We start from the raw sequence: 24,104 nt of genomic DNA, 5'->3' as shown, positions 1-24,104 counted from the left end.
GGCGGACAGGGGACGCGCGGACGGGGGCGGACGAGCAGTCGCCGTCCGCCCCCGGGTGGAGGGCCGGTCAGGGGTTCCGGTGCGAGCTGGAGACGAGCGAGCGCTCGTCCGTGCGACCCGGGGCGGGGGTCGGCGCCATGCCGGTCGTGCCGCCGTTGCCGCCGCCGGTGCCGCCGGTGCCGCCGGTGCCGCCGCCGGTCCCGCCGCCGCCGGTACCACCCGGGGCCGCCTCGACCGTGACCGTGACGGTGCTGCTGTACGGCGACTCGTTGGTGCCGCAGATGGCGAGGTACTTCACCGTGAACGTGCCCGGGTTCGTGCCCACCTTGATCTCGCCCGACGTGGTCTGCGCGTTCGTCGGGTTCGTGCTGCCGCCCCAGGTGCCGGTGGCGCCCTGCGAGACGGAGTCCGCCTGGATCTGGTAGCCGTTGAGCGTCTGGCCGGCGGGGCAGGAGTACGCGGGCCAGGAGATGTCCACCGTCTGGCCGGCGCGGACGTCGGTCGGCGTGACGGTGGGCGTGCCGGGCGCGGCGGTGGGCAGCGTGGGCGGTCCGTAGGCCGTGATCTGGATGGTGGCGCCCTTCGCGACCGTGCCGGTGGGGGTGATCGCCGTGACGCGGCCCTCCTCCTCGCCGGACGGCGCGGCGCTGCCCGTGATGACGGTGACCTTGAGGCCGAGGTTGGTGAGCTCCTGCGTGACCGTCTTCTGGTCGCGGCCGATGTAGTCGTCGCGGTTGACGTCCACCGTGCTGGCGGTGGGTGACGGGGTGGGCGTCGGTGTCGGCGACGGGCTCGGCGAAGGCGAGGCGCTGGTCTCGGTGGGTGCCGGGGTGGCGTCGTCCTCGCGCTGGCCCGCCGTGAGGGCGATGGCACCGGCCACGATCGCGCCGATCACGAGGATCGCCACGACCACGAAGATCCAGATGGCGCGCTTGCGGGCACGCGGCTCCTCGGGCTCCTCGTCGTCCGCGTCGTCGAGGAGGAAGGGATCCGCCGTGCCGGCGCGCGGTCCGGAGGAGGACAGGACCGTGGTCGCGCTCGTGTCGGCGGCGCGGCGGCCGGACGGCATGAGCTGCGTGGCCTGCGTGGGCGTGCCCGGGTCCGCCAGCGCGGCGGCACCCGCGACGGCCGCGACCGCGATGGTCGCCGTGGCGACGTCGCCCCGGCGGAGCGCCTGCGCGGCGCGCGCGAGGTGCGAGGCGCTCTGCGGACGATCGGCCGGCTTCTTGGCGATGCACGACATCACGAGGTTGCGTACGGGCTCGGCGACGGTGACCGGCAGCTCGGGCGGCAGCTCGTTGATCTGCGCCATGGCGATCGCGACCTGCGACTCGCCCGTGAAGGGGCGGCGGCCCGCGAGGCACTCGTACGCGACGATGCCCATCGAGTAGACGTCGGTGGACGGGGATGCCGGGTGCCCGCTCGCCTGCTCGGGGGAGAGGTACTGGACGGTGCCCATGACCTGGCCCGTGGCGGTGAGGGGCACCTGGTCGGCGATGCGCGCGATGCCGAAGTCGGTGATCTTCACGCGGCCGTCGGGCGTGATGAGCAGGTTGCCCGGCTTGATGTCGCGGTGGACGAGCCCAGCCTGGTGGGCGGCGTGCAGCGCCAGCGCGGTCTGGGCGATGATGTCGAGCACCTTGTCGGTGGACAGCACGCGCTCGCGCTCGAGGATGGTGGAGAGCGCCTCGCCGGGCACGAGCTCCATCACGAGGAAGGCGCTGCCGTCCTCCTCGCCGTAGTCGAAGACGTTGGCGATGCCCTCGTGGTTGACGAGCGCGGCGTGACGGGCCTCGGCGCGGAAGCGCTCGAGGAACCCGGGGTCGCCGAGGTACTCGTCCTTGAGGATCTTGATCGCGACCTTGCGCCCGATGACGAGGTCGGTGGCCTCCCACACCTCGCCCATGCCGCCGATGGCGATGCGATCGCCCAGCTGGTAACGCCCTCCGAAGGTCAGTCCGCTCGTGGGTCTCATCTGTCCAGCACCGCCTCAATCACTTTCTTCGCCACGGGGGCGGCGAGGGTGTTCCCCGAGCCCGATCGTCCTCGTCCGCCGCCGTCCTCGACCAGGACCGCGACCGCCACCTGCGGGTCCGCCGCCGGCGCGAAGCCGGTGAACCACAGCGTGTACGGGTCGTCGCTGCCGTTCTGCGCGGTGCCCGTCTTGCCGGCCACGTCGACGCCACTGATTCTCGCATTCGACGCGACGCCGCTCTGGACGTCGTCGATCATCATCCGGGTCATGGTGTCGGCGGTCTCCTTCGAGATCGGGTCGGCGAAGCGGCTGGGGGAGAAGCCGGAGAGCTCGCTCAGGTCGGGGTTGAGGACGCTGTCGACGACGCTGGGCTTCATGACCTCGCCGCCGTTCGCGATGCCGGCCGTGACCATGGCGGTCTGCAGCGGGGTCGCGCGCACGTCGAGCTGCCCGAACGCGGACTGCGCGGTCTGGGCGTCGTCGAGGTCGGGGGAGAAGACGCTCTTGGCGCTGGCCATGGGGACGTCGATCGACTTCCCGTAGCCGAAGGCGTCGGCCATCGCCGCGATCCGCTCGGAGCCCAACGCGATGCCGAGCTGCGCGAACGGGATGTTGCAGCTGAGGCGCAGCGCGGTCGCGATGCTGACCTCGGCCTCCGGGCCGCACGCGCCCTCGCCGGCGTTGGTGATGACCGTGCCGGTGCCGGGCAGCGTGAAGGTCGGGGGGTTGGGCAGCAGGGAGTCGGGCGTGTACTGGCCCGACTCGATGGCGGCGGCCGCGGTGATGAGCTTGAACGTGGATCCGGGCGGGTTGAGGCTGTTCACCGCCCGGTTGATGATCGGGCTCGCCGGGTCCTCGAGGAGCGACGAGTAGCTCTGCTGCACGGCCGCGCGGTCGTGCGACGCCAGCGTGTTCGGGTCGTAGCCGGGCTTCGACACCATCGCGAGTATGCGGCCGGTCTTCGGCTCGATCGCGACCACGGACCCCTGCAGCGACCCGAGCGCGTCGTACGCCGCCTGCTGCACCTTCGGGTCGATCGTGAGCTCGACCGACGCGCCCTTCGGGTCCTGCCCGGTGAAGGTGCGCGTGAGGCTGTCGAAGAACTGCGTGCCGCTCGTGCCGCTGAGGACGTCATTCATGGAGTCCTCGAGGCCCGTGGATCCCTGGCCGAGCGTGTAGTAGCCGGTGACCGCGCTGTAGAGGTCGGGCTGCGCGTAGGTGCGGAGGAACTTGTAGCGGTCGTCGACGGGGACGGAGGAGGCGATGGGCGTGCCGTCGACGAGGATCGAGCCGCGCTCGGCCGAGTAGCTCGCGATGATGGTGCGGCTGTTGCGCGGATCCGCCTGCAGCGTGGGCGCGGAGACGACCTGGATGACCGACGCCGCGACGAACAGGGCCACGAACATGGCCAGGACGAACACGGAGACGCGCTTGAGCTCGCGGTTCACGACTCGACCACCAATCGGGGCTGGTTGCGGACGGTGTCGGAGAGGCGGAGGAGCAGGGCCGCGATGATCCAGTTGGCCAGCAGCGAGGATCCGCCCGCCGCCATGAACGGCGTCGTGAGGCCCGTGAGCGGGATGACGCGGGTGACGCCGCCGATGACGATGAAGACCTGCAGCGCGATGACGAACGACAGCCCGATGCCGAGCAGCTTGCCGAAGTCGTCCTGCCCGGCGAAGCCGATGCGGAAGCCGCGCGAGACGAGCAGCAGGTAGAGCGCGAGGATCGCGAAGAGGCCCGTGAGGCCGACCTCCTCGCCGAGGCTCGCGAAGATGAAGTCGCTGTTGGCGAGCGGCGTGAGGTTGGGCATGCCCTCGCCGAGCCCGCGCCCGAACAGGCCGCCGTCCGCCATGCCGAACAGGCCCGTCACGAGCTGGTAGCTGCCGCCGTTCGCGTCGTAGACGGCCGGGTCGAACGGGCTGAGCCAGGCGTCGACGCGGCCGCCGACGTAGCCGAGCGTGCTCGCGCCGTACGCGCCGCCGAGGAACAGGACGAGGCCGAGGACGACCCAGCCGATGCGGCCCGTGCTCACGTACGTCATGACGATGAACAGGCCGAAGTAGAGGAGCGACGTGCCGAGGTCGCGCTGGAAGACGAGCACGCTCATCGACACGGCCCAGACCAGGAGGATCGGGCCGAGGTCGCGGACGCGCGGGAAGCGCATCCCGAGCACCTTGACGCCCACCATCGACAGGCTGTCGCGCGCGGTGACCAGGTAGCCGGCGAAGAAGACCGCGAGGCAGATCTTCGCGATCTCGCCGGGCTGGAACGAGAAGCCGCCGATGTGGATCCAGACGCGGGCGCCGTTGATGTTCTGGCCGATCACGGGGAGCATCGGCAGGAGCAGCAGGATCAGGCCGACGAACATGGCGATGTAGCGGTAGCGCTGCAGCACGCGGTGGTTCTTCAGCAGGACGATGACCGCGAGCCCGCACACGATGGCGAGGCCCGACCAGACGATCTGCCGCACGGCCACGCTGTCCCAGCCCGAGAGCCCGCCGGCGAGGTCGAGCCGGTAGATGGCCGCGATCCCGAGGCCGTTGAGCACGGTCGCGATGGGGAGGATGAACGGATCCGCGTCGGGCGCGAGCCAGCGCAGCGCCACGTGCATGCCGAGCACGAGGACCGCGAGGCCGGTGGCGGGGATGAAGAAGCTCTGGTCGAACGCGCCGAGCACGCCGAGCTGCACGAGGTACAGGGCGCCGCCGTTGATGACGGAGGCCAGCACGACCAGCGCGAGCTCGAGGTTCCTGAGGCGTCGGGGCACGTGGATCCGCGGGATCCTGGGCGCGCGCTCGCGGCCGCGCACGGGCGCGTCCGTCACGCCGGCGCTAGCCACGCGCGGCCTCCTGCAGCCGGTTGACGATCTCCTCGGCGCCCGCGAGCGAGTCGGCGTTGATGGTCTGCTCCACCTGCTGGCGGTAGAACGGCTGGAGGTCGTCGACCTTGACCTCGGTGCGCGCGTAGACGTGCGAGAGCTCGATCGGGCCGATGGTCTGCTGCACGCCGTTGTAGACCGCGACCGTGCCCTCGGACTCGCCCACGTAGTAGCGCGACTGGGTCCAGCGGTAGCCGAGGACGCACGCGAGCACGAGGCCCGCGAGGATCAGCGCGACGCCGACCAGCCAGGTGACGCGGCGCCGGAGCGCGCGCCGCTTGTCCTCGGCGATGAGGGCCTCGAGGTACTGGTCCGACTCCGGCTCGAACTGGGCGTCGCGCGCGGCCGTGGTGGCGCGCAGCGGGTGCAGCAGGAGCGACGGGATGCGGACGGCGCGCTTCGCCGGCTCGTCGCCGAACGCGAGGGGCTGCGCCGCGGATCCGACCAGCACCGGCTCGGGCGCCGGGCGGGAGGCGGCCGCCTCGTCGTCCTCGTCGAGCACGTCGACGACCACGACCGTGACGTTGTCGGGGGCGCCGTGGTCGAGCGACTCCTTCACGAGCGCGTCGGCGACGGTGTCGGGCGTGCCCGCGGTCGCGAGGATCTCGGTGATCCGCTCCTCGGACACGTAGCTGCTGAGGCCGTCCGAGCAGAGGAGCCAGCGGTCGCCCGTGTGCGTGTCGAGCACCTGCGTGTCGACCTCGGGCGCCGCGTCGACGTCGCCCAGCACTCGCATCAGCACGGAGCGGCGCGGGTGGACGAGCGCCTCCTCCGGCGTGATGCGGCCGCTGTCGACGAGGCGCTGGACGAAGGTGTGGTCGGCGGAGATCTGGCTGAGCTCGCCGCGGCGGAAGAGGTAGATGCGCGAGTCGCCGATGTGGGCGATGGCCACGTGACGGCCGACGCGGGCCAGCGCGCTCACGGTCGTGCCCATGCCGGTGAGCTCGGAGTGCTCGAACACGGTCTCGGCGAGGAGCTGGTTGGCGGCGACGAGGCCGGCCTGCAGCGCGAACTCGGCGTCGTGCGCGGAGGCGTAGGGCTTGTCGGCCTCGATGATCCGCGTGAGGGCGACCGCGGAGGCGACGTCGCCGCCCGCGTGCCCGCCCATGCCGTCGGCGACGACGAAGAGGTCCCGCCCCGCGTAGCCCGAGTCCTGGTTGTTCGACCGGACCTTGCCCACGTGGGAGACGGCAGCGGCCTGCGTCACTGTCGCCACGCCGCTACCGCCTGAGCTCGAAGCTGGTCGCGCCGATGCGGATCGGCGTGTCGAGCGGCACCTGCGTCGGCACGCTCACGCGCTTGCCGTCGAGGAAGGTGCCGTTGGTCGAGTCGAGGTCCTGGATCATCCACTCGTCGTTCCAGAGCAGCAGGCGCGCGTGGTGGGTGGACGTGTAGTCGTCGCGGATCACGAGGCCCGACTCGCTCGAGCGGCCGATGGTGAGCGGCTCGGTGCCCAGCGGGATCTCCGTGCCGGCCTTGGCGCCCGAGGTGATGACGAGGTGGCGGGCGGTGGAGGTGGTGGCCTTCGCGCGGGACGGGACGCCGCCGGAGTTGGCGCCGGACGGCATCGACGAGATGGGCGGCGGCTGGACGGCCGGCTGCGGGGACCGGGGCGGGGCGGCGGCCGAGGCGGCGTACGGGGACTGCGAGAACGGGGATCCGCCGGCCGAGCCCGTCTCCTCGCGCAGCTTCCGCACGCGCTGGCCGAAGAGGTCGGAGCGCAGCGCGTAGACGATGCCGAAGATGAACAGCCACAGCACCGCGAGGAACGCGAGGCGGAGGACGAGGAGGGTCAGCTCGGTCACGACGCTCCCCAGAACCCGTCGTCGTGGCCCCGGCCCCGGGCATCGCGTCCGCCGCGCTCCTCGGTGGCCTGCGGCACGACGCGGAAGGTGATGGTGGTGCGGCCGATGCGGACGACCGACTCGGGCGGGAGCGGCGCCTTCGTGACGGGCGCGCCGTTCAGCTCGGAGCCGTTCGTGGAGCCGAGGTCGCGGACCTGGGCGCGGGATCCGTCCCACGCGATCTCGACGTGGCGGCGGGACGTGCCCGGGTCGTCGACCGTGATGTCGGCGTCGCTGCCGCGGCCGATGACCGTGCGGCCCACGGGGAGCGGGTGGCGGGTGCCGGCGACGTCGACCACGGGCATCCACGTGACGCTGCCCTCGGCCGTGCGGCTGTCGATCTCGAGCACGCCCTCGGGGATGGAGTCGTCCTCGCGGAAGCCGACCTGCACGACGCCGGCGAACTGGTAGCCCTGCGAGGAGGCGTGCTTCTCGACCGCCTGGCGCAGCTGGTCGGTGAGCGCGGTGCCGATGCTCGCCATGCGCTCCGCGTCGGGCCGGGAGACCCGGAGGGTGAAGGAGTTGGGCACGAGGATGAGGTCGCGGTCCACGACGGCGGCGTGGGTGTCGAGCTCGCGACGCAGCTGCGCGGCGATCTCCACGGGCTGCAGGCCGGACTTGAAGGTCTTCACGAAGGCGCCGTTGACGGCGCGCTCGAGGCCCTTCTCGAAGTTGTCCAGGATTCCCACGTGTGATCCGTCCTCGCGCGGTCCTTCCGCGGATGAATAGGGAGATCGTAGCCAACTCGCGAGGCGGCGCCCTGGACACGGGCCCCGCGGCGGGTGCGGATCGCCCTCGGGGAGGCGCGGACGGGGGCCCGCGCGGCGCGGGATCGGCTCCGGGGCGTGATAATGTCGTCCGGTTGGCGCGAGTGGCGGAATTGGTAGACGCGCACGGTTCAGGTCCGTGTGTCCGTGAGGACGTGGGGGTTCAAGTCCCCCCTCGCGCACCAGCAGAGCAGGAGGCCCCCGGATCACCCGGGGGCCTCTTCGCGTCTCCCGGGGGATGAGGGCGGACGAGCGATCCCGGCTCAGCCGATCGGATCCCGCGCCCGATGCCCCGGCGCCCCCGCGCTCCGCACACGGGGGACGTGACGCACCCGACGCTCGCCCGCCCCGCCCGACCGCTCCCCGTCGGCGCCGCGCGGCCCGGTGCTCGCGGTGCGCTCCGCGTCGTCAGCCGCGCCATCGCCCGCCACCCGCTCGCGATCCTCGCCGTCCCCGCCGGGAGCGCGTGGATCGGGCTCATGGCCAGCCTCGGCGAGCTCGCGCACCCGGCCGCCACCGCGATCGGCGTGGCCGTCACCATGCTGGTGCTGGCCTGGTCCGAGAGCCGCATCGGGATCCTCCGCACCGCCCTGGTCGCGGCCCTCGGGTCGCTGGCGCCCGTCGCGGTCGCCTCCCTGCTCCTCGCCGCGGGCGTCGCCGTCGGCGACCTCGGCTTCGTCACGCTCAGCTGGTGGATCGCCGCCGTCTCGGGCGACGCGATCGGCGTCCTCGGCGCGATGGGGTCGCTCCTCGATCCCGGCCCCACGGTCGCCGTGCTGTGCGTCCTCATCGTCGCCGTCGCGCTGCTCCTCCGCGGCCGGCGTCTCGGGCTCGTGCTGGGGATCGCCGCGCTGCTGCTCGTGCTGACGACGTGGCTCATGCCGGCGGCGGCGCTCGTCGTGCTCGTGGTGCGGCGGCGCTCGTTCGCCGCACGCGCGGTCGTCGACGGGCGCTCGGCCGGGCGCGACCGGGTGCTCGTGCAGCTGATGCGCGCGGACGCCGGATTCCTCGGCTTCATGGGCACGTGGTCGGGCAGCAGCCACTGGTTCGCCGGCGACGCCGGCGACGAGGCCGCCCGCGGCGGCGTCGCCTACCGCGCCGCGCACGGAGTGGCGCTGACGGCGTCGGATCCGCTCGCCTCCGCTGGCGACGCGCCCGCGACGATCCGTGCCTTCGCCGGCACTGCTCGACCCGCGGCCTCGTGCCCGCCTTCTCCAGCATCCACTCGCGGCACCTGCCGGTCTTCGCCGAGCTCGGCTGGAGCGTCACGCCGGTCGCGGAGGAGGCCGTGATCGACCTCGCGGGCTTCTCCACCTCCGGCAAGCGCCGGCAGGACCTGCGCACGGCGACCACCCGCGCCGCCCGCGACGGCGTCGACGCGCTGTGGGGCACGTACCGCGGCCTGCCCGAGCCGCTCCGCCGCGCGGTCGACGCGCTGAGCGGCGACTGGGCCGACGCGAAGGCGCTGCCCGAGAAGGGCTTCACGCTCGACGGCCTGCGCGAGCTCGACGACCCCGAGGTGCGGATCCTGCTGGCCGTCGACGCGTCGGGCCGCGTGCACGGCGTCACCAGCTGGCTGCCCGTCTTCCGCGACGGTCGGGTGGTGGGCCGCACGCTCGACGTCATGCGCCGCGGCGCCGACCCGATGCCCGGCGTGATGGAGTTCCTGATCGCCACCGCCGCGCGCGCGTTCCAGGAGGAGGGGCTCGAGACGCTGAGCCTGTCCGGCACGCCGGTCGCGGGCGTCGGGGCGATGCGGCCCGCCGGCGCGGTCGACCGGGTCGTGGCGCGCCCGCTCACGGCGACCGGCCGCGTGCTCGAGCCGTCCTACGGCTTCACGTCGCTGCTGCGCTTCAAGGCCAAGTTCTACCCGCGCTACGAGACGCTCTGGCTCGCCTGCCCGACGGGCGAGCCGGGCCGCCAGGCGCGCGGCACGGGGCGCCAGCCCCGGCCACGCGGGGGACCGCGGCGCCGCGACCGGCGACGGCGGCGGATCCACCGGCGGGAGGCGGCACGCGTGAGCGACGGACCGGACGCGGGCGACGGCCCCCCTCGGCGGGACCCGTCGTGAGCGTCGTGGTGGTCGACGACGAGGCGCTCGTGCGCTCCGGCATCGCGATGGTGCTCGGCGCCAGCCCGCGCATCGCCGTCCGCGCGGCCGTCTCGAGCGACACGGCCGTCGCGACCGTGCGGGAGCACGCGCCCGACGTGGTGCTCCTCGACATCCGGATGCCCGCTCCCGACGGACTCGCGATCCTCGCCGAGCTCATGGCCGAGCCCCGGCCGCCCGCCGTCGCGATGCTCACCACCTTCGACACCGACGACCAGGTGCTCGAGGCCCTGCACCGCGGCGCGTCCGGCTTCCTCCTCAAGGACACGGATCCCGAGCAGCTCGCCCGCCACGTGCTCACGCTCGCGTCCGGCGGCATCGTGCTCGCGCCCGGCCTCCGTCCCGGACGGAAGGCCGACGTCGACGCCGGCGGCAGGGCGACCGCCGCGGACCGCGTGCGCGCCGTGCTCGTCGACCTGCTCGTGGCCGGGATCGCCGCGGCCCTGTCCGCCGGGTTCCTCTCCGCCGCCCAGGCGTCGGGGGAGGTCGTCGCGGGGATCGTCGCCCGCCTCGGCCTCCTGCTCCGCCGCCGCTGGCCGTGGCTGAGCGTGCTGGCCGCGCTGCCGGCCTTCTACGAGGGCGTCGCGTACGTCCCGCTCGTGATCGCCCTCTTCGACCTGGGCCTCTCGCGCGCGCCGCGGTGGCAGGTCGCGGTGGCGGCCGGCGGATCCGTGGTCGCGTACATGGCGCCGCTCTGGCCGCCGGAGGACGTCCCGTTCCTGGTCGAGCCCCTCGTGGACGCGACCATCTACACCGTGGGACCCGCGCTCCTCGGGGCCTTCCTCCGCGAGCGGCGGACGGCCGCGGCCCGGCTGCGCGAGCTGCGGGAGGCGCAGACCCTCGGGCAGCGGCAGGCCGCCGAGGTCGCGCTCGCCCGGAGCGCGCGGTCCTGGTGCGGGAGATGCACGACGTCGTCTCGCACCAGGTCAGCCTCATCGCGGTGCAGGCCGGCGCGATGCAGGTCGGCGCGACCGACGAGCGATCCCGGGAGGTCGCGCGCGCGATCCGCGGGCTCAGCACCGTGACGCTCGAGGAGCTCCGCGGCATGGTCGAGGTGCTCCGCGCGGCGGGCGGCGAGCGGCGGGAGGTCGCGCCGCAGCCGACGCTCCAGGACGTGCCGGCGCTCGTGGCGGCCAGCGGGATCTCCGCGACGACCGGGATCGACCTCCCCGACGACCTGCCCGCGGCCGCCCAGCGCGCCGTCTACCGGACGGTGCAGCAGGGGCTCACCACCGCGCGGAAGCACGGACCGGCGCGGCCGTGCGGATCGCCGGACGGCTGGACGCGGGCCACGTGGTGCTCGAGGTCGAGGCGGGCCAGGCGACGCTCCCGCCGCTCGACCTGCCGAGCGGGCGACACGGCCTCACGGGCCTGCGCGAGCGCGCCCAGCTGCTCGGCGGGACCCTCACGGCCGAGACGCGCCCCGACGGGTCCCACCTGCTCCGGCTGCGCTTCCCGCTCTGAGGCGGGTCGGCGGGTCGACGCCGGCGTGGGTCAGCGGCCGGCCGCCGCGGACGGGACCGCAGCCGTCTCGGCGTCGGAGGCGGGCTCCGGGCCGGGCCAGATGGTCCACGCGACCGCCCAGAGCGTGCAGATGCCGAGGAGGACGGTGAGGCGGGCGATCCAGTCCTCGAGCGCCTGGGTGCGCGCGGCGTCGCCGACGAACGCGATGGCGGCGAGCAGCAGGGCGCAGGCGATCGCGTAGGCGGCCACCGTGAGGATCCAGAGCCGCCACTCGTGGCGCACCCTGGCGCGGCCGGATCGGGGCGGGCGCACGGGCGCCGGGCCGCCCGCGAACCGGTGGGCGAAGCGCACGTCGAGCCAGCGCACCATCGAGTGGCCGAAGGCGACGGATCCGCCGAGGTAGGCGGCGCCGAGGCCGTGGGTCCAGTCGGCGGTCGCCCCGCCGCGGAGGTCGATGGTCACGGCGACGAGCAGCACGAGATCCACGACGGGCACGCACCCGAGGAGCACGGCGGCGAGGCGCGGGCGTCGCAGGGCGTAGCGCACGGCGAGCCCGGCGGCCAGCACGGCCCAGAAGCCGATCTCGCAGGCGATGATGACGACGACGATCACGCGCGGGCCCCCTCGTCGCTCGGCTGGTCCCCACCGTATCGACGTGGGGCCCGGCGGCGACGCCCCAGATGCGGGGCGCCGGCCGGGCGGCTGGTCAGCCCTGGCGGGCCTTCATGCGCGGGTTCTTCTTGTTGATGACGAAGACGCGGCCGCGGCGGCGCACGACCTGCGCGCCCGGGATCTTCTTGAGGGCCTTGATCGAGTTGCGCACCTTCATGGGGATGGTCCTTTCACGAGAACGGTTCTCAATAGACTAGCGCCATGCCCGCTCGCGACCACCTCCCCCTGCCCGTGTACCCGCAGCCGCCGTCGGGCGTCGTCCTCGTGGTGGGCGAGGGATCGGGGCTCCGCGCGGTGCTGCGCGACGCGGTCGACGACGTCGCGGCGAGCGTGCTCGTGCTGCCGCCCGAGGAGGCGGATCCGGTCGAGCCCATCGCGCGGTTCCTCGACGACCTCGCCGAGCGGGGGCCGGGCGCGGAGGCCGTGGTGGGGATCCCCGCGACCGCCGACGCGCGGGCGACCGGGATGCAGCTCGACCTGCTGCTGCGCCGCGAGCACGAGCTGCAGCGGACGCTCGGCGGGACGGGGTCCGGGTTCGGGCTGCGCCACGTCGTCTCGGTCGTGGCCGCCGACCGCCTGCATTCGATCGCCTTCGGCCGGGTCGAGGACGCGTTCGACGAGGCCGAGACGCTCGCCGACCTCCTCGAGTACGCGACCGTCGTGGTGCTGACCGGCATGGCGCGCGTGCCGCTCGAGTCGCGCGGCACGCTGCTCGCGCTCGTGCGCCGGCTCGCCCCGCGCGCCGCCGTGCTCGACGCGCGCCGGCCGCTCGCGCTCCACCGGCTGCCGCGCTGGGGCGACGTGGCGGGGCTCGCGGCGTCGGCGGGGTGGATGCGCGAGCTCACGGCGGCGGGCGTCGCGTCGCGTCCGGGGGAGGTCGATCGGCTCGACGGGCCCGTGGGATCCGTGGTCGTGAGCGACCCGCGGCCGCTGCACCCCGAGCGGCTCGCGCTCGCCGTGGAGGAGGAGCTGCGGCCCGACCGCGCGGGCCTCGTGCTGCGCTCGAAGGGCTTCGTGTCGCTCGCGTCCCGGCCGGGCGAGGTGGGCGGGTGGTCGAGCGTGGGATCCATGCTGACGCTCCAGCCGACCGGGATCGACCCGTGGCAGGAGGGCGCGCCGCACGGCACGGAGATCGCGTTCTTCGGCGTGGGGCTCCGGCCGGCCGTGCTGCGGCGGGCGATCGGGCGGGCCGTGCTGACGGGCGAGGAGCTCGCGGCGGGGCCGGCGGCGTGGGCCGGCTACGCGGATCCGTTCCCCCGCGTGGACGCGGGCTGACGGCGCGGCGCGCCCGGCCGCCGGCGAGCGTGACGGCCAGCCGAGAGGGCATGCGCGCGCCTGGTCACTGCTCGGCGCCCGGCGTTCAGTGGGGAGGTGAAGCAGAACCGCACCGCGGCGGGCACGACCCGCACCACCCGCACGACCACCCGCACCGCGCACGACCGCACGGCCGACGACCGGCCCGGCGAGGAGCGGCCCGCCGCTGAGGATCCGGCCATCGTCCCGGAGCCCGCGCCGGGCCCCGAGCCCGAGGACGCGCTCCGCGTGGCCCGCGAGTCGTTCGGCTGGGACGAGCTGCACGACGGCCAGGTGCGCACGATCGGCCCGCTCGTCCGCGGCCGCGACGCGCTCGTCGTGATGCCCACGGGCTACGGCAAGTCCGCGATCTACCAGGTCGCGACCGTGCTGATGGAGGGCCTCACCGTGGTCGTCTCGCCGCTCATCGCGCTGCAGGCCGACCAGGTGCAGAACCTCGAGGACGCGCCCGCCGCGCCGCCCGCGCGCGTGATCAACAGCACGATCCGCGGGAGGGCGCTCGAGGAGGCGTGGGCGACCGTGGAGGAGCCCGGCGCGCGGATCGTGTTCCTCACGCCCGAGCAGCTGGCGCGCGACGCGGTCGTGGAGCGGCTCGTGGCGCGCGGGGTGTCGCTCGTGGTGATCGACGAGGCGCACTGCGTGGCGTCGTGGGGCCACGACTTCCGGCCCGACTACCTGGGGCTCGGCGGCGTGATCGACGCGCTCGGGCACCCGCCGACCGTGGCCATGACGGCGACCGGATCCACGCCCATCCGCACCGAGATCGAGGAGCGCCTCGGCCTCCGCGACCCGTTCGTGCTGTCGAGCGGCTTCGACCGGCCGAACATCCGGCTCGAGGTACGGCGGCACACGGAGGAGGCGGAGAAGCGGCGCGCGATCGTCGCGCACGTCGTGGAGCAGACGCAGCCGGGCCTCGTCTACGTCGCGACGCGCAAGGACGCCGAGGACTACGCCGACGAGATCCGCGCGGCGGGCCTCCGCGTCGACGCGTACCACGCGGGCCTGCCGGCGGCCGAGCGCGAGCGCGTGCAGACCGCGTTCCACGAGGACGACGTGGACGTGGTGGTCGCGACGAGCGCGTTCGGCATGGGGATCGACAAGCCGACCGTGCGCTACGTGATCCACGCGGCGCCGCCCGAGTCCGTCGACGCGTACTACCAGGAGGTCGGGCGGGCGGGGCGCGACGGGGAGCCGGCGGTCGGGATCCTGCACTACCGCGCCGAGGACCTCGGCCTCCGCCGCTTCTTCGCCGCGCGCACGCCGCGGCCGGCGAGCCTCCGCGACGTGTACGCGGCGGTCGCGGTGGCGGGCGTCGACGGTCCGGTGCGGCCGGCCGTGGTCGCCGAGCGCGCGGGGATGTCGGCGCGCACGGTGGGCGGCGTGCTCAACCTGCTCGTGGACGCGGGCGTGCTCGGATCCGACCGCGACGGCGCCTTCGTGCGCGAGGAGCTGGATCCGCGCGAGGCCGCCGCACGTGGCAAGCACGTCGCGCAGGAGCGCGAGCGCATCGAGGTCTCGCGGCTCGACATGATGCGCGGCTACGCCGAGACGCCGCAGTGCCGGCGGCAGTACCTGCTCGGCTACTTCGGCGAGGAGTCGCCGGAGCGCTGCGGGAACTGCGACGCGTGCGACCGGCTCGACCAGGAGGACGCGCACGAGGAGGCGATGGGCACGGGCGCTGCCGATCCCGCCGCTGCCGCCGCCTCGGACGAGGCGTTCCCCGCGCAGTCGCGGGTCAACCACGCCGAGTGGGGGCCGGGCACCGTGATGAGCACGGAGGAGGACCGGATCACCGTCTTCTTCGAGAGCGAGGGGTACCGCGTGCTCTCGCGGCGGATCGTGGAGGAGGGGGAGCTGCTGCAGCAGGCGTGACCGGGGGCGTCTGCGAGGGTGGCCCCATGCACCTCTCCTTCCTGCACCGCAGCCGCTGGATCGCCTACGGCACCGCGATCGCCATCGGGATCGCGGGCGTCGCCGGGCTGGCGGTGGGGAACCCGCGGGGGTGGATCCCGGTGGGGATCGCCGTGCTCGCCGTGCTGTTCCAGCGGCTCGTCTCCCGGGACGTGCGGCGGGCGCGGGAGGCGGGCACGGATCCGCGCGACACCGTCGGCTGACCGGGTGGACTAGCCGCGGAACGTCGATGCAGATGCATGCAGTTCTCCGTTGGCCTACGTTGTCAATCAGCGGGACGAGCCCTTCGGGTGGGACGTCCTCGCACAGCGTCGGCCTCTCGGGGGAGAGGGTCCGACCGCCCGGCCCTCCGTGCACGGAGGCCGGGCCACATCCCTTCCGCGGCGTCGCGGTCACGGCAGATGCCATGGCCGCGGTCCGCTCGGGTCGGCCGCCGCCCGTGCTGGCAAGCTCGACGCATGCCCGCCCCCGCATCCGCCTCGCACGATCCCGCCCACGCGCTCGACCTCGACCGGCTGCTCGCATCGGTCGCCGACGATGGCGGCGGCGAGGTCGACGACAGCATCCCGCAGCTCGCGGAGACGGATCCGCGGCTCGCCGGCATCGCGCTCGTCACGCCCGACGGCCGCACGCACGCCGCGGGCGACAGCGCGCACCGCTTCTCCATCCAGTCGGCCGTGAAGCCGTTCCTGTTCGCGCTGGCGCTCGCCGACACCGGCGGCGCCGCGCTCGACGCGGTCGGCATCGAGCCGACGGGCGAGGCGTTCGACGCGATCAAGCTGGAGAGCGGCACCGGCCGACCGCCGAACCCGATGGTCAACGCGGGGGCGATCCTCACGGCGAGCCTGGTGCGCGGATCCTCCCTCGAGGAGCGCACCGAGCGGATCCTCCGGGGCCTCAGCGCGTTCGCGGGCCGGGAGCTCGAGGTCGACGAGGACGTCGCCGAATGCGAGCAGCTGCTCGGCGATCGCAACCACGCGCTCGCCCATCTCATGCGCTCCGAGGGCACGCTGCACGTCTCGGCCGACGACGCCGTGGCCGCGTACGCGCGGGCGTGCGCGGTGCTGGTGACCCCCGAGATCCTCGCGGCGATGGGCGCCACGCTCGCCGCCGGTGGCCGTAACCCGCTCACGGGGTCAGGCGTGGTGTCCCGCAAGGTCGCGCGTGACGTCGTCTCCGTCATGGCCACGTGCGGCGTCTACGACGGCTCCGGCCGGTGGATGCGGCGGGTCGGCGTGCCCGCGAAGTCGAGCGTCTCCGGCTCCATCGTCCTCGCCGCGCCCGGTCGCCTCGGCGCCGCCGTCTTCAGCCCGCCGCTCGACGGCCAGGGCACGAGCGTGCGTGGCGCGGTGCTCGCGCAGCGGCTCGCGGACGAGCTGGGGCTGCACGCGTTCGGGTCGACGGCGGAGGACGCCTGACGGGTCCGTCGCCCGGTCAGGGCTCGCACGTGCCCGGCGATCCTGTCGACCCCTTCCACCTGCTCGCGGTGCGCAGATAGCGTCGCCCGGACGCGCCCGCCGACCGCTGGAGGATCCCATCACCGCACGCGACCTCATCGCGCTCGCCGCCTTCGACGCCCCGACGCTGGACGACGTCGGCGGCCCGGGCGGCTCCGGCGGACCGATGGCCGGACTGGTGCTCGGCGGAATCGTGTCCCTGCTTCTCCCCCTCGCGGCCGTCGTGCTCGGCATCGTCATCGCGGTGTCGGTGGTCCGGACGCGGCGGGCCACGGAGCGCATCGAGAAGCGGCTGGAGGCGCTGGAGCGGGCGTCGCGCGAGGCGACGGCGGCCGGCCGCGAGGGGACGGGCGCGCGCCCGGACGCGACCTCGCGCTAGCTGTACTGAGTCATGACGTTGGTGACACTCGGGCCGCGGGCGTCAGCCCGTGGCTCGAGTGGATTCGTTCAGTGTTGTAGTGCTGGATCCACGGATCAAGGGCGTCGGTTCTGGCTTGGTTGCTGGTGAAGGGTTGCCGGTAGGCCCACTCGGTCGCGAGGGTGCGGTTGAAGCGTTCGACCTTGCCGTTCTGCCAGGGGCAGTGCGGGCGGATGAACTTCTGCCTCGCACCGAGCTGCGTGACCGCGTTCTGGAACGCGGCCGAGTGCCGGTAGGCGAACGCGTTGTCCGTCAGGACCCGTTCGATGCGGGTGATGCCGTGCTCGGCGAAGTACGCCGCGGCCCGGGTCAGGAACCCTGCCGCGGTCACGCCCTTCTCGTCCGGGTGGATCTCCGCGTAGGCGAGGCGGGTGTGGTCATCGACCACGGCGTGGACGTAATCGAACCCGATCCCACGACCACGAACCTGTTCGCTGCGGCCATGCGCCCGCCAGCCGCCGCCGTCCGGGATCCGGCCGAGCTTCTTCACGTCGACGTGGATCAGGTCGCCGGGATGCTCATGCTCGTACCGGTTTGCCGTCGACCGGGATGCCCGGATCACGGCCCCGGTGACGGGGTCCAACCATGCCAACGGCGGTGCCCCGTGCCGCCGCAGGATGCGGGAGATCGTGCGGGCTGGAACACCGGTCACCGGCGCCAACCGGGCAGGACCTGATCGCAATCGGGTCCTCGCTTCCACGACGGCTCGTTCTCGTTCCGGGCTCGTCCTCGTCGGCACCCGTCTCGGCCTCGAGGACCGGTCCGACAAGCCTTCGAAACCCTCGGACCGGAACCGATTCACCCACCGATGCGCGCACTGACGCGACACACCGAGTTCGCGCGCGACATGCGAGACCGGCCGACGATCCTCGACCACCCGCCGCACGAGGAGAACCCTCCCGTGAACCGTCAGACGAGCATTAGCGTGGGACATCGAGGCCTCCTGGCAGTGGCAGAACTAGACAGCTCCATCAAGCCAGGAGGCCTCCTCACACGCCCCGAAGTGTCACCAACGTCATGGCCGGGTACAGCTAGCCGCGGGATCGGGCGTCGCGGCGCGCTCCGCGACGCCGCGCCCGCTCCGCCGCATCCGCCATGGCCTCCGCGTGCGCGGTCTTCGCGCGCCCGATCGCGGCGTCGTCCCCGCGGCGGATCGCGATGCCCTCGGCGACCTGCGCGCGGATCCCGCGGATCGAGTCGCCGAGCGTGGGCGCGAAGTCCGCGTGCTCCTCGTCCCGCTCCTCCTCGCCCACCGGGAACCGCCGCAGCTCGGCCGACGCGTCCTCGGTCGACGAGCCCTCGACGGGTGGCCGCTCGAGGTGCGCGAGGCAGAGGCGGGTGACCTCGTCGGCGTGGTCGTGCATCACCGAGTGCGCGGCGCCCGGGATCTCCCACAGCCGCGCCCGCGGCAGCAGCCGGCCCATCTCCTCCACCCACGCGCGCGGGACGACGGCGTCGTGCTCGCCGCGGATCACGAGCGTGCTGGCGCGGATGTCGGGCAGGCGCGCCTCGATCGGGAACGACATCATCCGCGGCAGCACCCGGAGGAACCAGCGCACGCCGCAGACGAGGTACGCGCGGATGGCGAGCACCTTGATCCGGCTCGGCTCCCGCACCGAGGAGCGGAGGAAGCGGAGGGCGGCGCGCGGCACCCATCGCGCGGCCGGATCCATGACCGGGCTGATGAGCACCACCGTGCTGATCGCCGACCGCCGGGCCGCGAGGTCGGCCACCACCTGCGTGCCCATCGAGTGGCCGACGAGCACGGGGTCGTCGAGGCCCAGGTCGTCGATCGCGGCGCCCACGAGGTCGGCGTACTCGCGGATCGCCAGCGCGCGGCCGGGATGCGCGACACCCGCGAACCCCGGGAGGTCGAGCGCGTGCACGGTGCCGCGCGCGTCGAGGTGCGGGGCGAGGCGCTCGAAGTAGTCGGAGCTCACGCCGATGCCGGGCACGAGCACGAACGCGCGGTCACCAGGGCTGCCGAGGGTGCTGATCCGCACGGTGAGGCCGCGGTGCACGAGGCGCGTGACGCGGACGGTCGTCGCGGGGCGGCCGTGCTCGGTCATGCGGTGCCTCCTGCGGCGGGCGGGTCGTCGGGCGCGATCCGCGAGGCGTCCACGGTAGGGCACGGCGCCTGCGGGTCAGCCGATCCGGCGTGCGGCTACGCCCGGGCCTCGTCGCCCGACACGCACAGGCAGAACGGGTGCCCCGCCGGATCCGCGTACACGTCGAAGCGGTCGGGCGCCGCCGGGTCCGCGGCCGGCTGGAGCAGGCGGCCGCCGAGGGCGAGCACGCGCTCGCGGCCCGCGTCGAGGTCGTCGACGTAGAAGTCCAGGTGGATCTGCTGCTGCTGCCGCGGGCCCTCGCCCGGCCACACGGGCGGCACGAAGTCGGGCGCGGGCTGGATCCCGATCTGCCAGCCGGCGTCGAAGGACACGTAGTGCCAGTCGTCCTCGTCGGCGTGCACCTCGCCGTCGAGGAGCCCGGCCCAGAAGGCGCTCTCCGCGGCCAGGTCCGGTGCGTCGAGCACCACGATCGTCTGCCGGACCCTCATGGGCTGCTCCTTCTCTCGTCGTCGAGCGCGTGGCGCCAGCCTGGCACCGGCGTCCGACACCGACCAGGATCCGTCGCTCGCGCCCCTGGGATCCGGACCCCGACCGACGGTAGGTTTGACGGCACGGCGCGTCTCGCGCCGGTCGAACCCTGCGGGCATCGTGGCTCAGCCGTCCAGACGCGACGGCGGGAGCGTGCGGTGGCCGTCGGGCCACCAGTCCACCTCCTGAAAGGAGCGACCATGTCCGCCCCCTCCGTCCAGCTCTACACGGTCCGCGACGCCGTCTCCGCCGACCTGCAGGGCGCCGTCGCCCGCGTCGCCGAGATCGGCTACACGCAGGTCGAGCCGTACGCGTTCGTCGAGCGCGCGGACGAGTTCGCCGCCGCGTTCGCCGCGTCCGGCGTCACCGCTCCCTCCGGCCACGCGCCCGTCATCGACGGCGACGACGACCAGGCCGCCCGCACGTTCGATGCCGCCGCGAAGCTCGGGATCCAGACGGTCATCGACCCCTTCATCCCCTCCGAGCGCTGGCAGACGGCCGACGACGCGCACCGCATCGCCGATCGCGTCAACGAGCTGCAGGTGCAGGCCGCCGCGCGCGGGCTCGCCTTCGGCTACCACAACCACCAGTGGGAGTTCGCGAACAAGGTCGACGGCCGCCCCGTCTACGAGCTCTTCGTCGAGCGCCTGAACGCGGACGTCGTGCTCGAGCTCGACACCTTCTGGTCGACCGTCGGCGGCATGGACACGCCCGCGCTCCTCCGCCAGCTGGGCGAGCGCGTGCAGTTCCTGCACGTGAAGGACGGCAAGATCTCCGACGCCATCGCGAACGTGCTCCCGAGCGCCGAGTCCGCGCTCGTCGTGCCGCCGGAGCTCGCGCAGGCCTTCAAGATGCAGGAGCCCGCCGGCCAGGGCGACGTCGACGTCGCCGCCGTGCTGGCCGCCGCACCCCACGCGCTCCGTGTCGTCGAGTTCGACGACTACGCGGGCGACGTGTTCGACGGCATCGCGGCGTCCTTCGCCTGGCTGCAGGAGAACGACAAGTGACCGGCGGCACCGGCCGCGTCGGCGTCGGCGTCATCGGCGCGGGCGTCATCTCGGGCACCTACCTGGAGAACATGACGGCGATGCCGGACCTCGAGGTCCTGTTCGTGGCCGACATCGACCTCGACCGCGCCCGCTCCCGCGCCGAGGAGCACGGCGTGCCGAACCACGGCACGGTCGACGAGCTCTTGCGCGTGGACGAGATCGAGATCGTCGTGAACCTCACGCTGCCCGCCACGCACGCCGAGGTCGGGCGGCGGATCGTCGCCGCCGGCAAGCACGTGTGGAGCGAGAAGCCGCTGGCGCTGGACCACGCGTCCGGCCAGGACCTGCTCGAGGCCGCGCGCGCCGCCGGCGTGCAGGTCGCGTGCGCGCCCGACACCGTGCTCGGGGCGGGGATCCAGTCGGCCATGCGCGCCATCGCGCGCGGCGACATCGGCGAGCCGCTCACCGCGACGACGCTCTTCCACGTGCCCGGCCCGGATGCTTGGCACCCGAACCCCGAGTTCCTGTTCGCGCGCGGCGCCGGACCCCTGTTCGACATGGGCCCGTACTACGTCACCACGCTCGTGCACGCGTTCGGCGCGGCGGAGACGGTGAGCGCGGTCTCCTCGACCTCGCGCACCACCCGCACCATCGGCAGCGGACCCCGCGCGGGCACCGACTTCCCGGTGGAGGTGCCCACGCACCACGCGGCGCTCATCTCGTTCGCGGGCGGGCAGTCGGCGCAGTCGACCTTCAGCTTCCAGAACGCGCTGCCGCGCATGGGCTTCGTCGAGATCTCGGGCAGCGAGGGCACGATCGTGCTCCCCGACCCGAACACCTTCGAGGGCGACAGCCAGCTGTGGCGCTTCGGGCAGGAGGGGCCGGAGACGCTGACCGCGGCCGGATCCACGTACGGCCGGGGATCCGGCGTGCTGGACCTCGCGCGGAGCATCCGCGGCGGCGACCCGGTGCGCGCGTCCGGCGAGGTCGCGGCGCACGTGCTCGACGTGCTGCTCGCGATCCGCGACGCGGCCGACAGCCGCGAGGTCGTCCAGGTCGCGTCGAGCGTCGCGAAGCCGACGCCGCTCGCGGAGGACTGGGACCCGGCGGCGGCGACGCTGTAACGCCGCACCCGCTCGGCGGCCCCGCATCCGTTCCCGGATGCGGGGCCGTCCGACGCTCGGCAGGCGGCGGCCCGCGGAGGAGACTGGACCCATGCAGCTGCACCGCGTCACCACCGGATCCGGCGCGCGCCACGTCGGCCTCGTGCACGGCCTCGGCGCGGACGGCGCCACCTGGGCTCCCGTCGTCGAGAGGCTCGTCGCGACGGGCCGCTTCACCGTCACCACCGTCGACCTGCGCGGGCACGGCCGGAGCGGCCGTGCTGCGTCCTACGGCATCGAGGGGATGGCCGACGACCTCGCGGAGTCGCTGCCGCGCGGGCTCGATGCGGTCGTCGGGCACTCGCTCGGCGGATCCGTGCTCGTCCGCGCCGTCGCCCGCCTCGAACCCGCGCGCGCGATCTACCTCGACCCCGGGTTCCGGCTGGCGCTGCCGACCACGGGGATCCGCGGCCGTCTCTTCTGGGCCGCGCCGCTCGTCGGGCTCGCCGCGGCGCAGATCCCGCGAGCCCGCGCCGCCGCGCGCGTGCGCGCCGCCTACCCGGCCGCCGTCCGCGCGTCGCTCGACGCGGCGCAGCAGCGGTTCGACCGTCGCATGGCGGTCGGCGTCTTCCGGGACGTGGCCTTCCACCCGCTCGCGGTGAGCGCCCCCGCCGTGCCGTCGACGATCGTGCTCTCCGACGACGCGCCCTCCGTGCTGCCGGACGCGTACGCCGCCGAGCTCGCGGGCGCCGGGTGGGACGTCCGCCGGCTGCCCGGGATCCACCACGACATGCAGCTCGAGGACCCCGATCGGGTGCTCGCCGCGATCGAGGACGTGCTGTGACGGACGCCGAGCACCCCGGCCGCCCGGCCGACGCCGAGATCGCCGCCCGCCTCGCCGCCGCCCTCCGCGCGCCCGACGCGTCCGCCCGGCTGCAGGCCGCGCTCACCGCGGGCACCCGGCCGGATCCCGCGCTCGTCGATGGCCTGATCCACCGCTGCCGCGTCGAGCCCGACCTCAACGTGCGCGAGATGCTCACGTGGGCGCTCATCCGGCACGACCCCGAGATCACGATCCCGCCGCTGATCGCCGAGCTGACCTCGCCCATCCCGCAGGCCCGCGGCCAGGCGCTGCACACGCTGTCCAAGATCGGCGACCGGCGCGCCCTGCCCGCCATCACGCCGGCGCTGCTGCGGGATCCCGACGACCACGTCGCGCGCACCGCCTGGCGCACGTCGTCGGGTCTCGTCGACGGCGACCGGGATCCGGCCGGCGCGCGCTGGCTCTCGCAGCAGCTCGCGTCGCAGCTCGGCCGCGGCGGGCGCGACACGCAGGCGAGCCTCGCGCGGGCCTTCGCGAGCGTCGGCCGGGCCGCGCTGCCGGTCCTGGAGCGGTCCCGGCGCGCGGCGGACGCCCGGGTGCGGATCCACGCGCTCGCCGTGATCGCCCACCTCGGCGATCCCGAGCTCCGCTTCGACGACGCGATCGACGAGGCCCGGCGCACCTCCTTCGGCGCGCACCTCGCCCGGCGTCCGGGCTTGCACCTCCCGTAGCGTCATGTGGTCGGGTGGTCCCATGACCCGCCCCGCCGAGGAAGGCCCCGCCATGCACCCGTCCCTGATCCCGCCCCGCCAGGTCCGGATCGGCGACGCCGCCGCGTTCGTCGGCACCACGCCGCGGGCCATCCGCCACTACCACCAGATCGGCCTGCTCCCCGAGCCCGAGCGCGGCGCCGACGACCGCCGTCGATACGGCTACGCCGAGATGATCCGGCTGCTGTGGATCCGGCGGATGGCTGACGCCGGGATCGCCCTCGACGACATCCGCGACGCGTTCGCGGACCCGGCCGCCGCACCCGCCGGTGCGGACGACGGCGCGGCGGACGACACCGCGGACGCCGACGTGGACGGCATCCTCGCCCGGCTCGAGGCGACCCTCGACGCCCAGGAGGCGGAGCTGCGCCGGCAGCGCGCGGCCGTCCGGCGCATGCGCGCCCGCGGCAGCCGCCTGGGCCTCATCTCCGACTTCGTCGCCACCCGCCTCGAGGGCCTGCCCGCCGGATCCCTGCGCCCCGCCGACCTCGACGCCCTGCTGGTCATGGAGCGCGTCTTCGGGCCGCTCGGCGCGGCCCTCAACGCCACCCGGTACATCGCCATCGCCACCCTCCCGGGCCTGCGCGCGGCGTCCGACCGCGTCGAGGCCGCCGAGGAGGCGCTCGACGACACGGTCGCCGTCGACGACCCGCGCGTGGCGGAGGTCGCGGCCGAGCGACGCGCGTTCGAGGCGACGCTGCACGCGGCGATCGACGGATCCGACCTCCCGCGCCTCGACGACGAGCTCGTCGACGCCTGGCACGCGCTGCACCCCGAGGGCGCCGACGTCGCGGACGAGGTCGGCCCCCGCCGGCCCGCCCGGTCCATGAGCGCGATGGACGCGATCGCGAAGATGCCCTACGACCTCTCCCCGGCGCGGCTGCGGTGCATGGAGCTGGCGGCGGAGTCGTACGTGGGCGAGGCGCCCGCACCCTGAGGGGGCGGCGGGCACGCGGATCCGGGCATCCGAGCCGACCCCGCCGCCGACCCGCGGAGTAGGTTCGCCGCA

General features: G+C 74.3%; 24 protein-coding genes, 1 tRNA gene and 2 pseudogenes. 16 read left to right on the top strand and 11 right to left on the bottom strand.

Annotated elements, in window-relative coordinates; all coding sequences use genetic code 11:
• Window positions 1-67: 67 nt before the first annotated feature.
• The 6 genes from B5P21_RS01205 to B5P21_RS01180 are packed head-to-tail and all read right to left on the bottom strand — an operon-like array spanning window position 68 to window position 7,389.
• Window positions 68-1,975: a protein kinase domain-containing protein gene (locus B5P21_RS01205; protein WP_094170671.1), complete on the bottom strand. Its 1,908-nt coding sequence runs from the start codon at window positions 1,973-1,975 to the stop codon at window positions 68-70.
• The gene (locus tag B5P21_RS01200; protein WP_045526017.1) at window positions 1,972-3,423 is read right to left on the bottom strand and encodes a peptidoglycan D,D-transpeptidase FtsI family protein; all 1,452 of its coding nucleotides are present in this window, start codon (window positions 3,421-3,423) and stop codon (window positions 1,972-1,974) included. Before B5P21_RS01200 ends, B5P21_RS01205 begins: the two co-directional genes overlap by 4 nt.
• Window positions 3,420-4,817: an FtsW/RodA/SpoVE family cell cycle protein gene (locus tag B5P21_RS01195; protein WP_094170670.1), complete on the bottom strand. Its 1,398-nt coding sequence runs from the start codon at window positions 4,815-4,817 to the stop codon at window positions 3,420-3,422. The genes B5P21_RS01200 and B5P21_RS01195 overlap by 4 nt, the downstream gene beginning before the upstream one ends.
• Complete coding sequence (locus B5P21_RS01190; protein ID WP_045526018.1) at window positions 4,810-6,072, bottom strand: PP2C family protein-serine/threonine phosphatase; 1,263 nt, start codon at window positions 6,070-6,072, stop codon at window positions 4,810-4,812. Before B5P21_RS01190 ends, B5P21_RS01195 begins: the two co-directional genes overlap by 8 nt.
• A gap of 4 nt (window positions 6,073-6,076) precedes the next feature.
• Window positions 6,077-6,661, bottom strand: a complete 585-nt coding sequence (locus B5P21_RS01185) for an FHA domain-containing protein FhaB/FipA (RefSeq protein WP_045526019.1) — start codon at window positions 6,659-6,661, stop codon at window positions 6,077-6,079.
• Window positions 6,658-7,389 (bottom strand): FHA domain-containing protein, encoded by a 732-nt coding sequence (locus B5P21_RS01180; protein ID WP_045526020.1) that lies wholly within the window; start codon window positions 7,387-7,389, stop codon window positions 6,658-6,660. Before B5P21_RS01180 ends, B5P21_RS01185 begins: the two co-directional genes overlap by 4 nt.
• 176 nt (window positions 7,390-7,565) lie before the next feature.
• On the opposite strand from B5P21_RS01180, the gene B5P21_RS01175 reads away from it, so the two are divergent.
• From B5P21_RS01175 to B5P21_RS17105, 6 genes and pseudogenes are all read left to right on the top strand, one after another.
• Window positions 7,566-7,652, top strand: a tRNA-Leu gene (locus B5P21_RS01175).
• A 138-nt stretch (window positions 7,653-7,790) separates the two neighbouring features.
• Entirely contained in the window at window positions 7,791-8,759 is a 969-nt protein-coding gene (locus tag B5P21_RS17120) for a DUF2156 domain-containing protein (RefSeq protein ID WP_246865233.1), read from the top strand.
• Window positions 8,669-9,538: a bifunctional lysylphosphatidylglycerol flippase/synthetase MprF gene (locus B5P21_RS17115; protein WP_052663130.1), complete on the top strand. Its 870-nt coding sequence runs from the start codon at window positions 8,669-8,671 to the stop codon at window positions 9,536-9,538. The genes B5P21_RS17120 and B5P21_RS17115 overlap by 91 nt, the downstream gene beginning before the upstream one ends.
• Window positions 9,535-9,861, top strand: a pseudogene (locus B5P21_RS16730) (response regulator); the annotation flags it as partial. The gene B5P21_RS17115 and the pseudogene B5P21_RS16730, both read left to right, overlap by 4 nt.
• Window positions 9,862-10,478: 617 nt before the next feature.
• Window positions 10,479-10,586 (top strand): annotated as a pseudogene (locus B5P21_RS17110) (hypothetical protein); the annotation flags it as partial.
• Window positions 10,587-10,837: 251 nt separating this feature from the next.
• Window positions 10,838-11,041: an ATP-binding protein gene (locus B5P21_RS17105; protein ID WP_162484731.1), complete on the top strand. Its 204-nt coding sequence runs from the start codon at window positions 10,838-10,840 to the stop codon at window positions 11,039-11,041.
• Window positions 11,042-11,071: 30 nt separating this feature from the next.
• Here B5P21_RS17105 and B5P21_RS01160 read toward each other — a convergent pair whose 3' ends face one another.
• Window positions 11,072-11,653 carry a hypothetical protein gene (locus tag B5P21_RS01160; protein WP_045526021.1) on the bottom strand — a complete coding sequence of 194 codons (582 nt, stop codon included), beginning with the start codon at window positions 11,651-11,653 and terminating at the stop codon, window positions 11,072-11,074.
• Window positions 11,654-11,747: 94 nt separating this feature from the next.
• Window positions 11,748-11,870, bottom strand: a complete 123-nt coding sequence (ykgO, locus tag B5P21_RS01155; RefSeq protein ID WP_015488840.1) for a type B 50S ribosomal protein L36 — start codon at window positions 11,868-11,870, stop codon at window positions 11,748-11,750.
• Between the two features lie 44 nt (window positions 11,871-11,914).
• Here ykgO and B5P21_RS01150 point away from each other — a divergent pair, with 44 nt between their 5' ends.
• The 5 genes from B5P21_RS01150 to B5P21_RS01130 all read left to right on the top strand — a co-directional run bounded on the left by B5P21_RS01150 (window position 11,915) and on the right by B5P21_RS01130 (window position 16,774).
• Window positions 11,915-12,988 carry a GTP-binding protein gene (locus B5P21_RS01150; RefSeq protein WP_094170669.1) on the top strand — a complete coding sequence of 358 codons (1,074 nt, stop codon included), beginning with the start codon at window positions 11,915-11,917 and terminating at the stop codon, window positions 12,986-12,988.
• Between the two features lie 96 nt (window positions 12,989-13,084).
• The gene (locus B5P21_RS01145; RefSeq protein ID WP_045526023.1) at window positions 13,085-14,899 is read left to right on the top strand and encodes a RecQ family ATP-dependent DNA helicase; all 1,815 of its coding nucleotides are present in this window, start codon (window positions 13,085-13,087) and stop codon (window positions 14,897-14,899) included.
• Window positions 14,900-14,925: 26 nt separating this feature from the next.
• Window positions 14,926-15,141, top strand: coding sequence for a hypothetical protein (locus B5P21_RS01140; RefSeq protein ID WP_045530035.1), 216 nt, complete (start codon window positions 14,926-14,928; stop codon window positions 15,139-15,141).
• Between the two features lie 255 nt (window positions 15,142-15,396).
• Window positions 15,397-16,356: a glutaminase A gene (gene glsA, locus B5P21_RS01135; protein ID WP_045526024.1), complete on the top strand. Its 960-nt coding sequence runs from the start codon at window positions 15,397-15,399 to the stop codon at window positions 16,354-16,356.
• Between the two features lie 232 nt (window positions 16,357-16,588).
• Window positions 16,589-16,774, top strand: coding sequence for a hypothetical protein (locus B5P21_RS01130; protein WP_133064148.1), 186 nt, complete (start codon window positions 16,589-16,591; stop codon window positions 16,772-16,774).
• 10 nt (window positions 16,775-16,784) lie between these two features.
• Here B5P21_RS01130 and B5P21_RS01125 read toward each other — a convergent pair whose 3' ends face one another.
• The 3 genes from B5P21_RS01125 to B5P21_RS01115 all read right to left on the bottom strand — a co-directional run bounded on the left by B5P21_RS01125 (window position 16,785) and on the right by B5P21_RS01115 (window position 19,370).
• The gene (locus B5P21_RS01125) at window positions 16,785-17,747 is read right to left on the bottom strand and encodes an IS481-like element IS1122 family transposase (RefSeq protein WP_045530803.1); all 963 of its coding nucleotides are present in this window, start codon (window positions 17,745-17,747) and stop codon (window positions 16,785-16,787) included.
• A 97-nt stretch (window positions 17,748-17,844) separates the two neighbouring features.
• Window positions 17,845-18,882 carry an alpha/beta fold hydrolase gene (locus B5P21_RS01120; RefSeq protein WP_094170668.1) on the bottom strand — a complete coding sequence of 346 codons (1,038 nt, stop codon included), beginning with the start codon at window positions 18,880-18,882 and terminating at the stop codon, window positions 17,845-17,847.
• Between the two features lie 95 nt (window positions 18,883-18,977).
• Window positions 18,978-19,370, bottom strand: a complete 393-nt coding sequence (locus B5P21_RS01115) for a VOC family protein (protein WP_045526027.1) — start codon at window positions 19,368-19,370, stop codon at window positions 18,978-18,980.
• A gap of 240 nt (window positions 19,371-19,610) precedes the next feature.
• On the opposite strand from B5P21_RS01115, the gene B5P21_RS01110 reads away from it, so the two are divergent.
• The 5 genes from B5P21_RS01110 (at window position 19,611) to B5P21_RS01090 (ending at window position 24,032) form a co-directional block, all read left to right on the top strand.
• Window positions 19,611-20,417 (top strand): sugar phosphate isomerase/epimerase family protein, encoded by an 807-nt coding sequence (locus B5P21_RS01110; RefSeq protein ID WP_045526028.1) that lies wholly within the window; start codon window positions 19,611-19,613, stop codon window positions 20,415-20,417.
• Window positions 20,414-21,523: a Gfo/Idh/MocA family protein gene (locus tag B5P21_RS01105; RefSeq protein ID WP_045526029.1), complete on the top strand. Its 1,110-nt coding sequence runs from the start codon at window positions 20,414-20,416 to the stop codon at window positions 21,521-21,523. Before B5P21_RS01110 ends, B5P21_RS01105 begins: the two co-directional genes overlap by 4 nt.
• A 91-nt stretch (window positions 21,524-21,614) precedes the next feature.
• Window positions 21,615-22,346, top strand: coding sequence for an alpha/beta fold hydrolase (locus B5P21_RS01100; RefSeq protein ID WP_045526030.1), 732 nt, complete (start codon window positions 21,615-21,617; stop codon window positions 22,344-22,346).
• Window positions 22,343-23,056, top strand: a complete 714-nt coding sequence (locus B5P21_RS01095) for a HEAT repeat domain-containing protein (protein ID WP_080939234.1) — start codon at window positions 22,343-22,345, stop codon at window positions 23,054-23,056. Before B5P21_RS01100 ends, B5P21_RS01095 begins: the two co-directional genes overlap by 4 nt.
• Window positions 23,057-23,078: 22 nt before the next feature.
• Entirely contained in the window at window positions 23,079-24,032 is a 954-nt protein-coding gene (locus tag B5P21_RS01090; protein ID WP_236688734.1) for a MerR family transcriptional regulator, read from the top strand.
• The last annotated feature ends 72 nt before the right edge of the window (window positions 24,033-24,104 follow it).

Origin of the sequence: Clavibacter michiganensis subsp. insidiosus, assembly GCF_002240565.1 — a bacterium.
GTDB classification, from domain to species: Bacteria; Actinomycetota; Actinomycetes; order Actinomycetales; family Microbacteriaceae; genus Clavibacter; species Clavibacter insidiosus.
This window is presented reverse-complemented; position numbering and strand designations above follow the sequence as displayed.

Bases quoted from the DNA above. Each gene is read 5' to 3' on its own strand.
- B5P21_RS01205 (WP_094170671.1), bottom strand. From the start codon at position 1,975: ATGAGACCCACGAGCGGACTGACCTTCGGAGGGCGTTACCAGCTGGGC.
- ykgO (WP_015488840.1), bottom strand. From the start codon at position 11,870: ATGAAGGTGCGCAACTCGATCAAGGCCCTCAAGAAGATCCCGGGCGCG.
- B5P21_RS01150 (WP_094170669.1), top strand. From the start codon at position 11,915: ATGCCCGCTCGCGACCACCTCCCCCTGCCCGTGTACCCGCAGCCGCCG.
- B5P21_RS01140 (WP_045530035.1), top strand. From the start codon at position 14,926: ATGCACCTCTCCTTCCTGCACCGCAGCCGCTGGATCGCCTACGGCACC.
- glsA (WP_045526024.1), top strand. From the start codon at position 15,397: ATGCCCGCCCCCGCATCCGCCTCGCACGATCCCGCCCACGCGCTCGAC.
- B5P21_RS01125 (WP_045530803.1), bottom strand. From the start codon at position 17,747: ATGTCCCACGCTAATGCTCGTCTGACGGTTCACGGGAGGGTTCTCCTC.
- B5P21_RS01120 (WP_094170668.1), bottom strand. From the start codon at position 18,882: ATGACCGAGCACGGCCGCCCCGCGACGACCGTCCGCGTCACGCGCCTC.
- B5P21_RS01115 (WP_045526027.1), bottom strand. From the start codon at position 19,370: ATGAGGGTCCGGCAGACGATCGTGGTGCTCGACGCACCGGACCTGGCC.
- B5P21_RS01110 (WP_045526028.1), top strand. From the start codon at position 19,611: ATGTCCGCCCCCTCCGTCCAGCTCTACACGGTCCGCGACGCCGTCTCC.
- B5P21_RS01100 (WP_045526030.1), top strand. From the start codon at position 21,615: ATGCAGCTGCACCGCGTCACCACCGGATCCGGCGCGCGCCACGTCGGC.
- B5P21_RS01090 (WP_236688734.1), top strand. From the start codon at position 23,079: ATGACCCGCCCCGCCGAGGAAGGCCCCGCCATGCACCCGTCCCTGATC.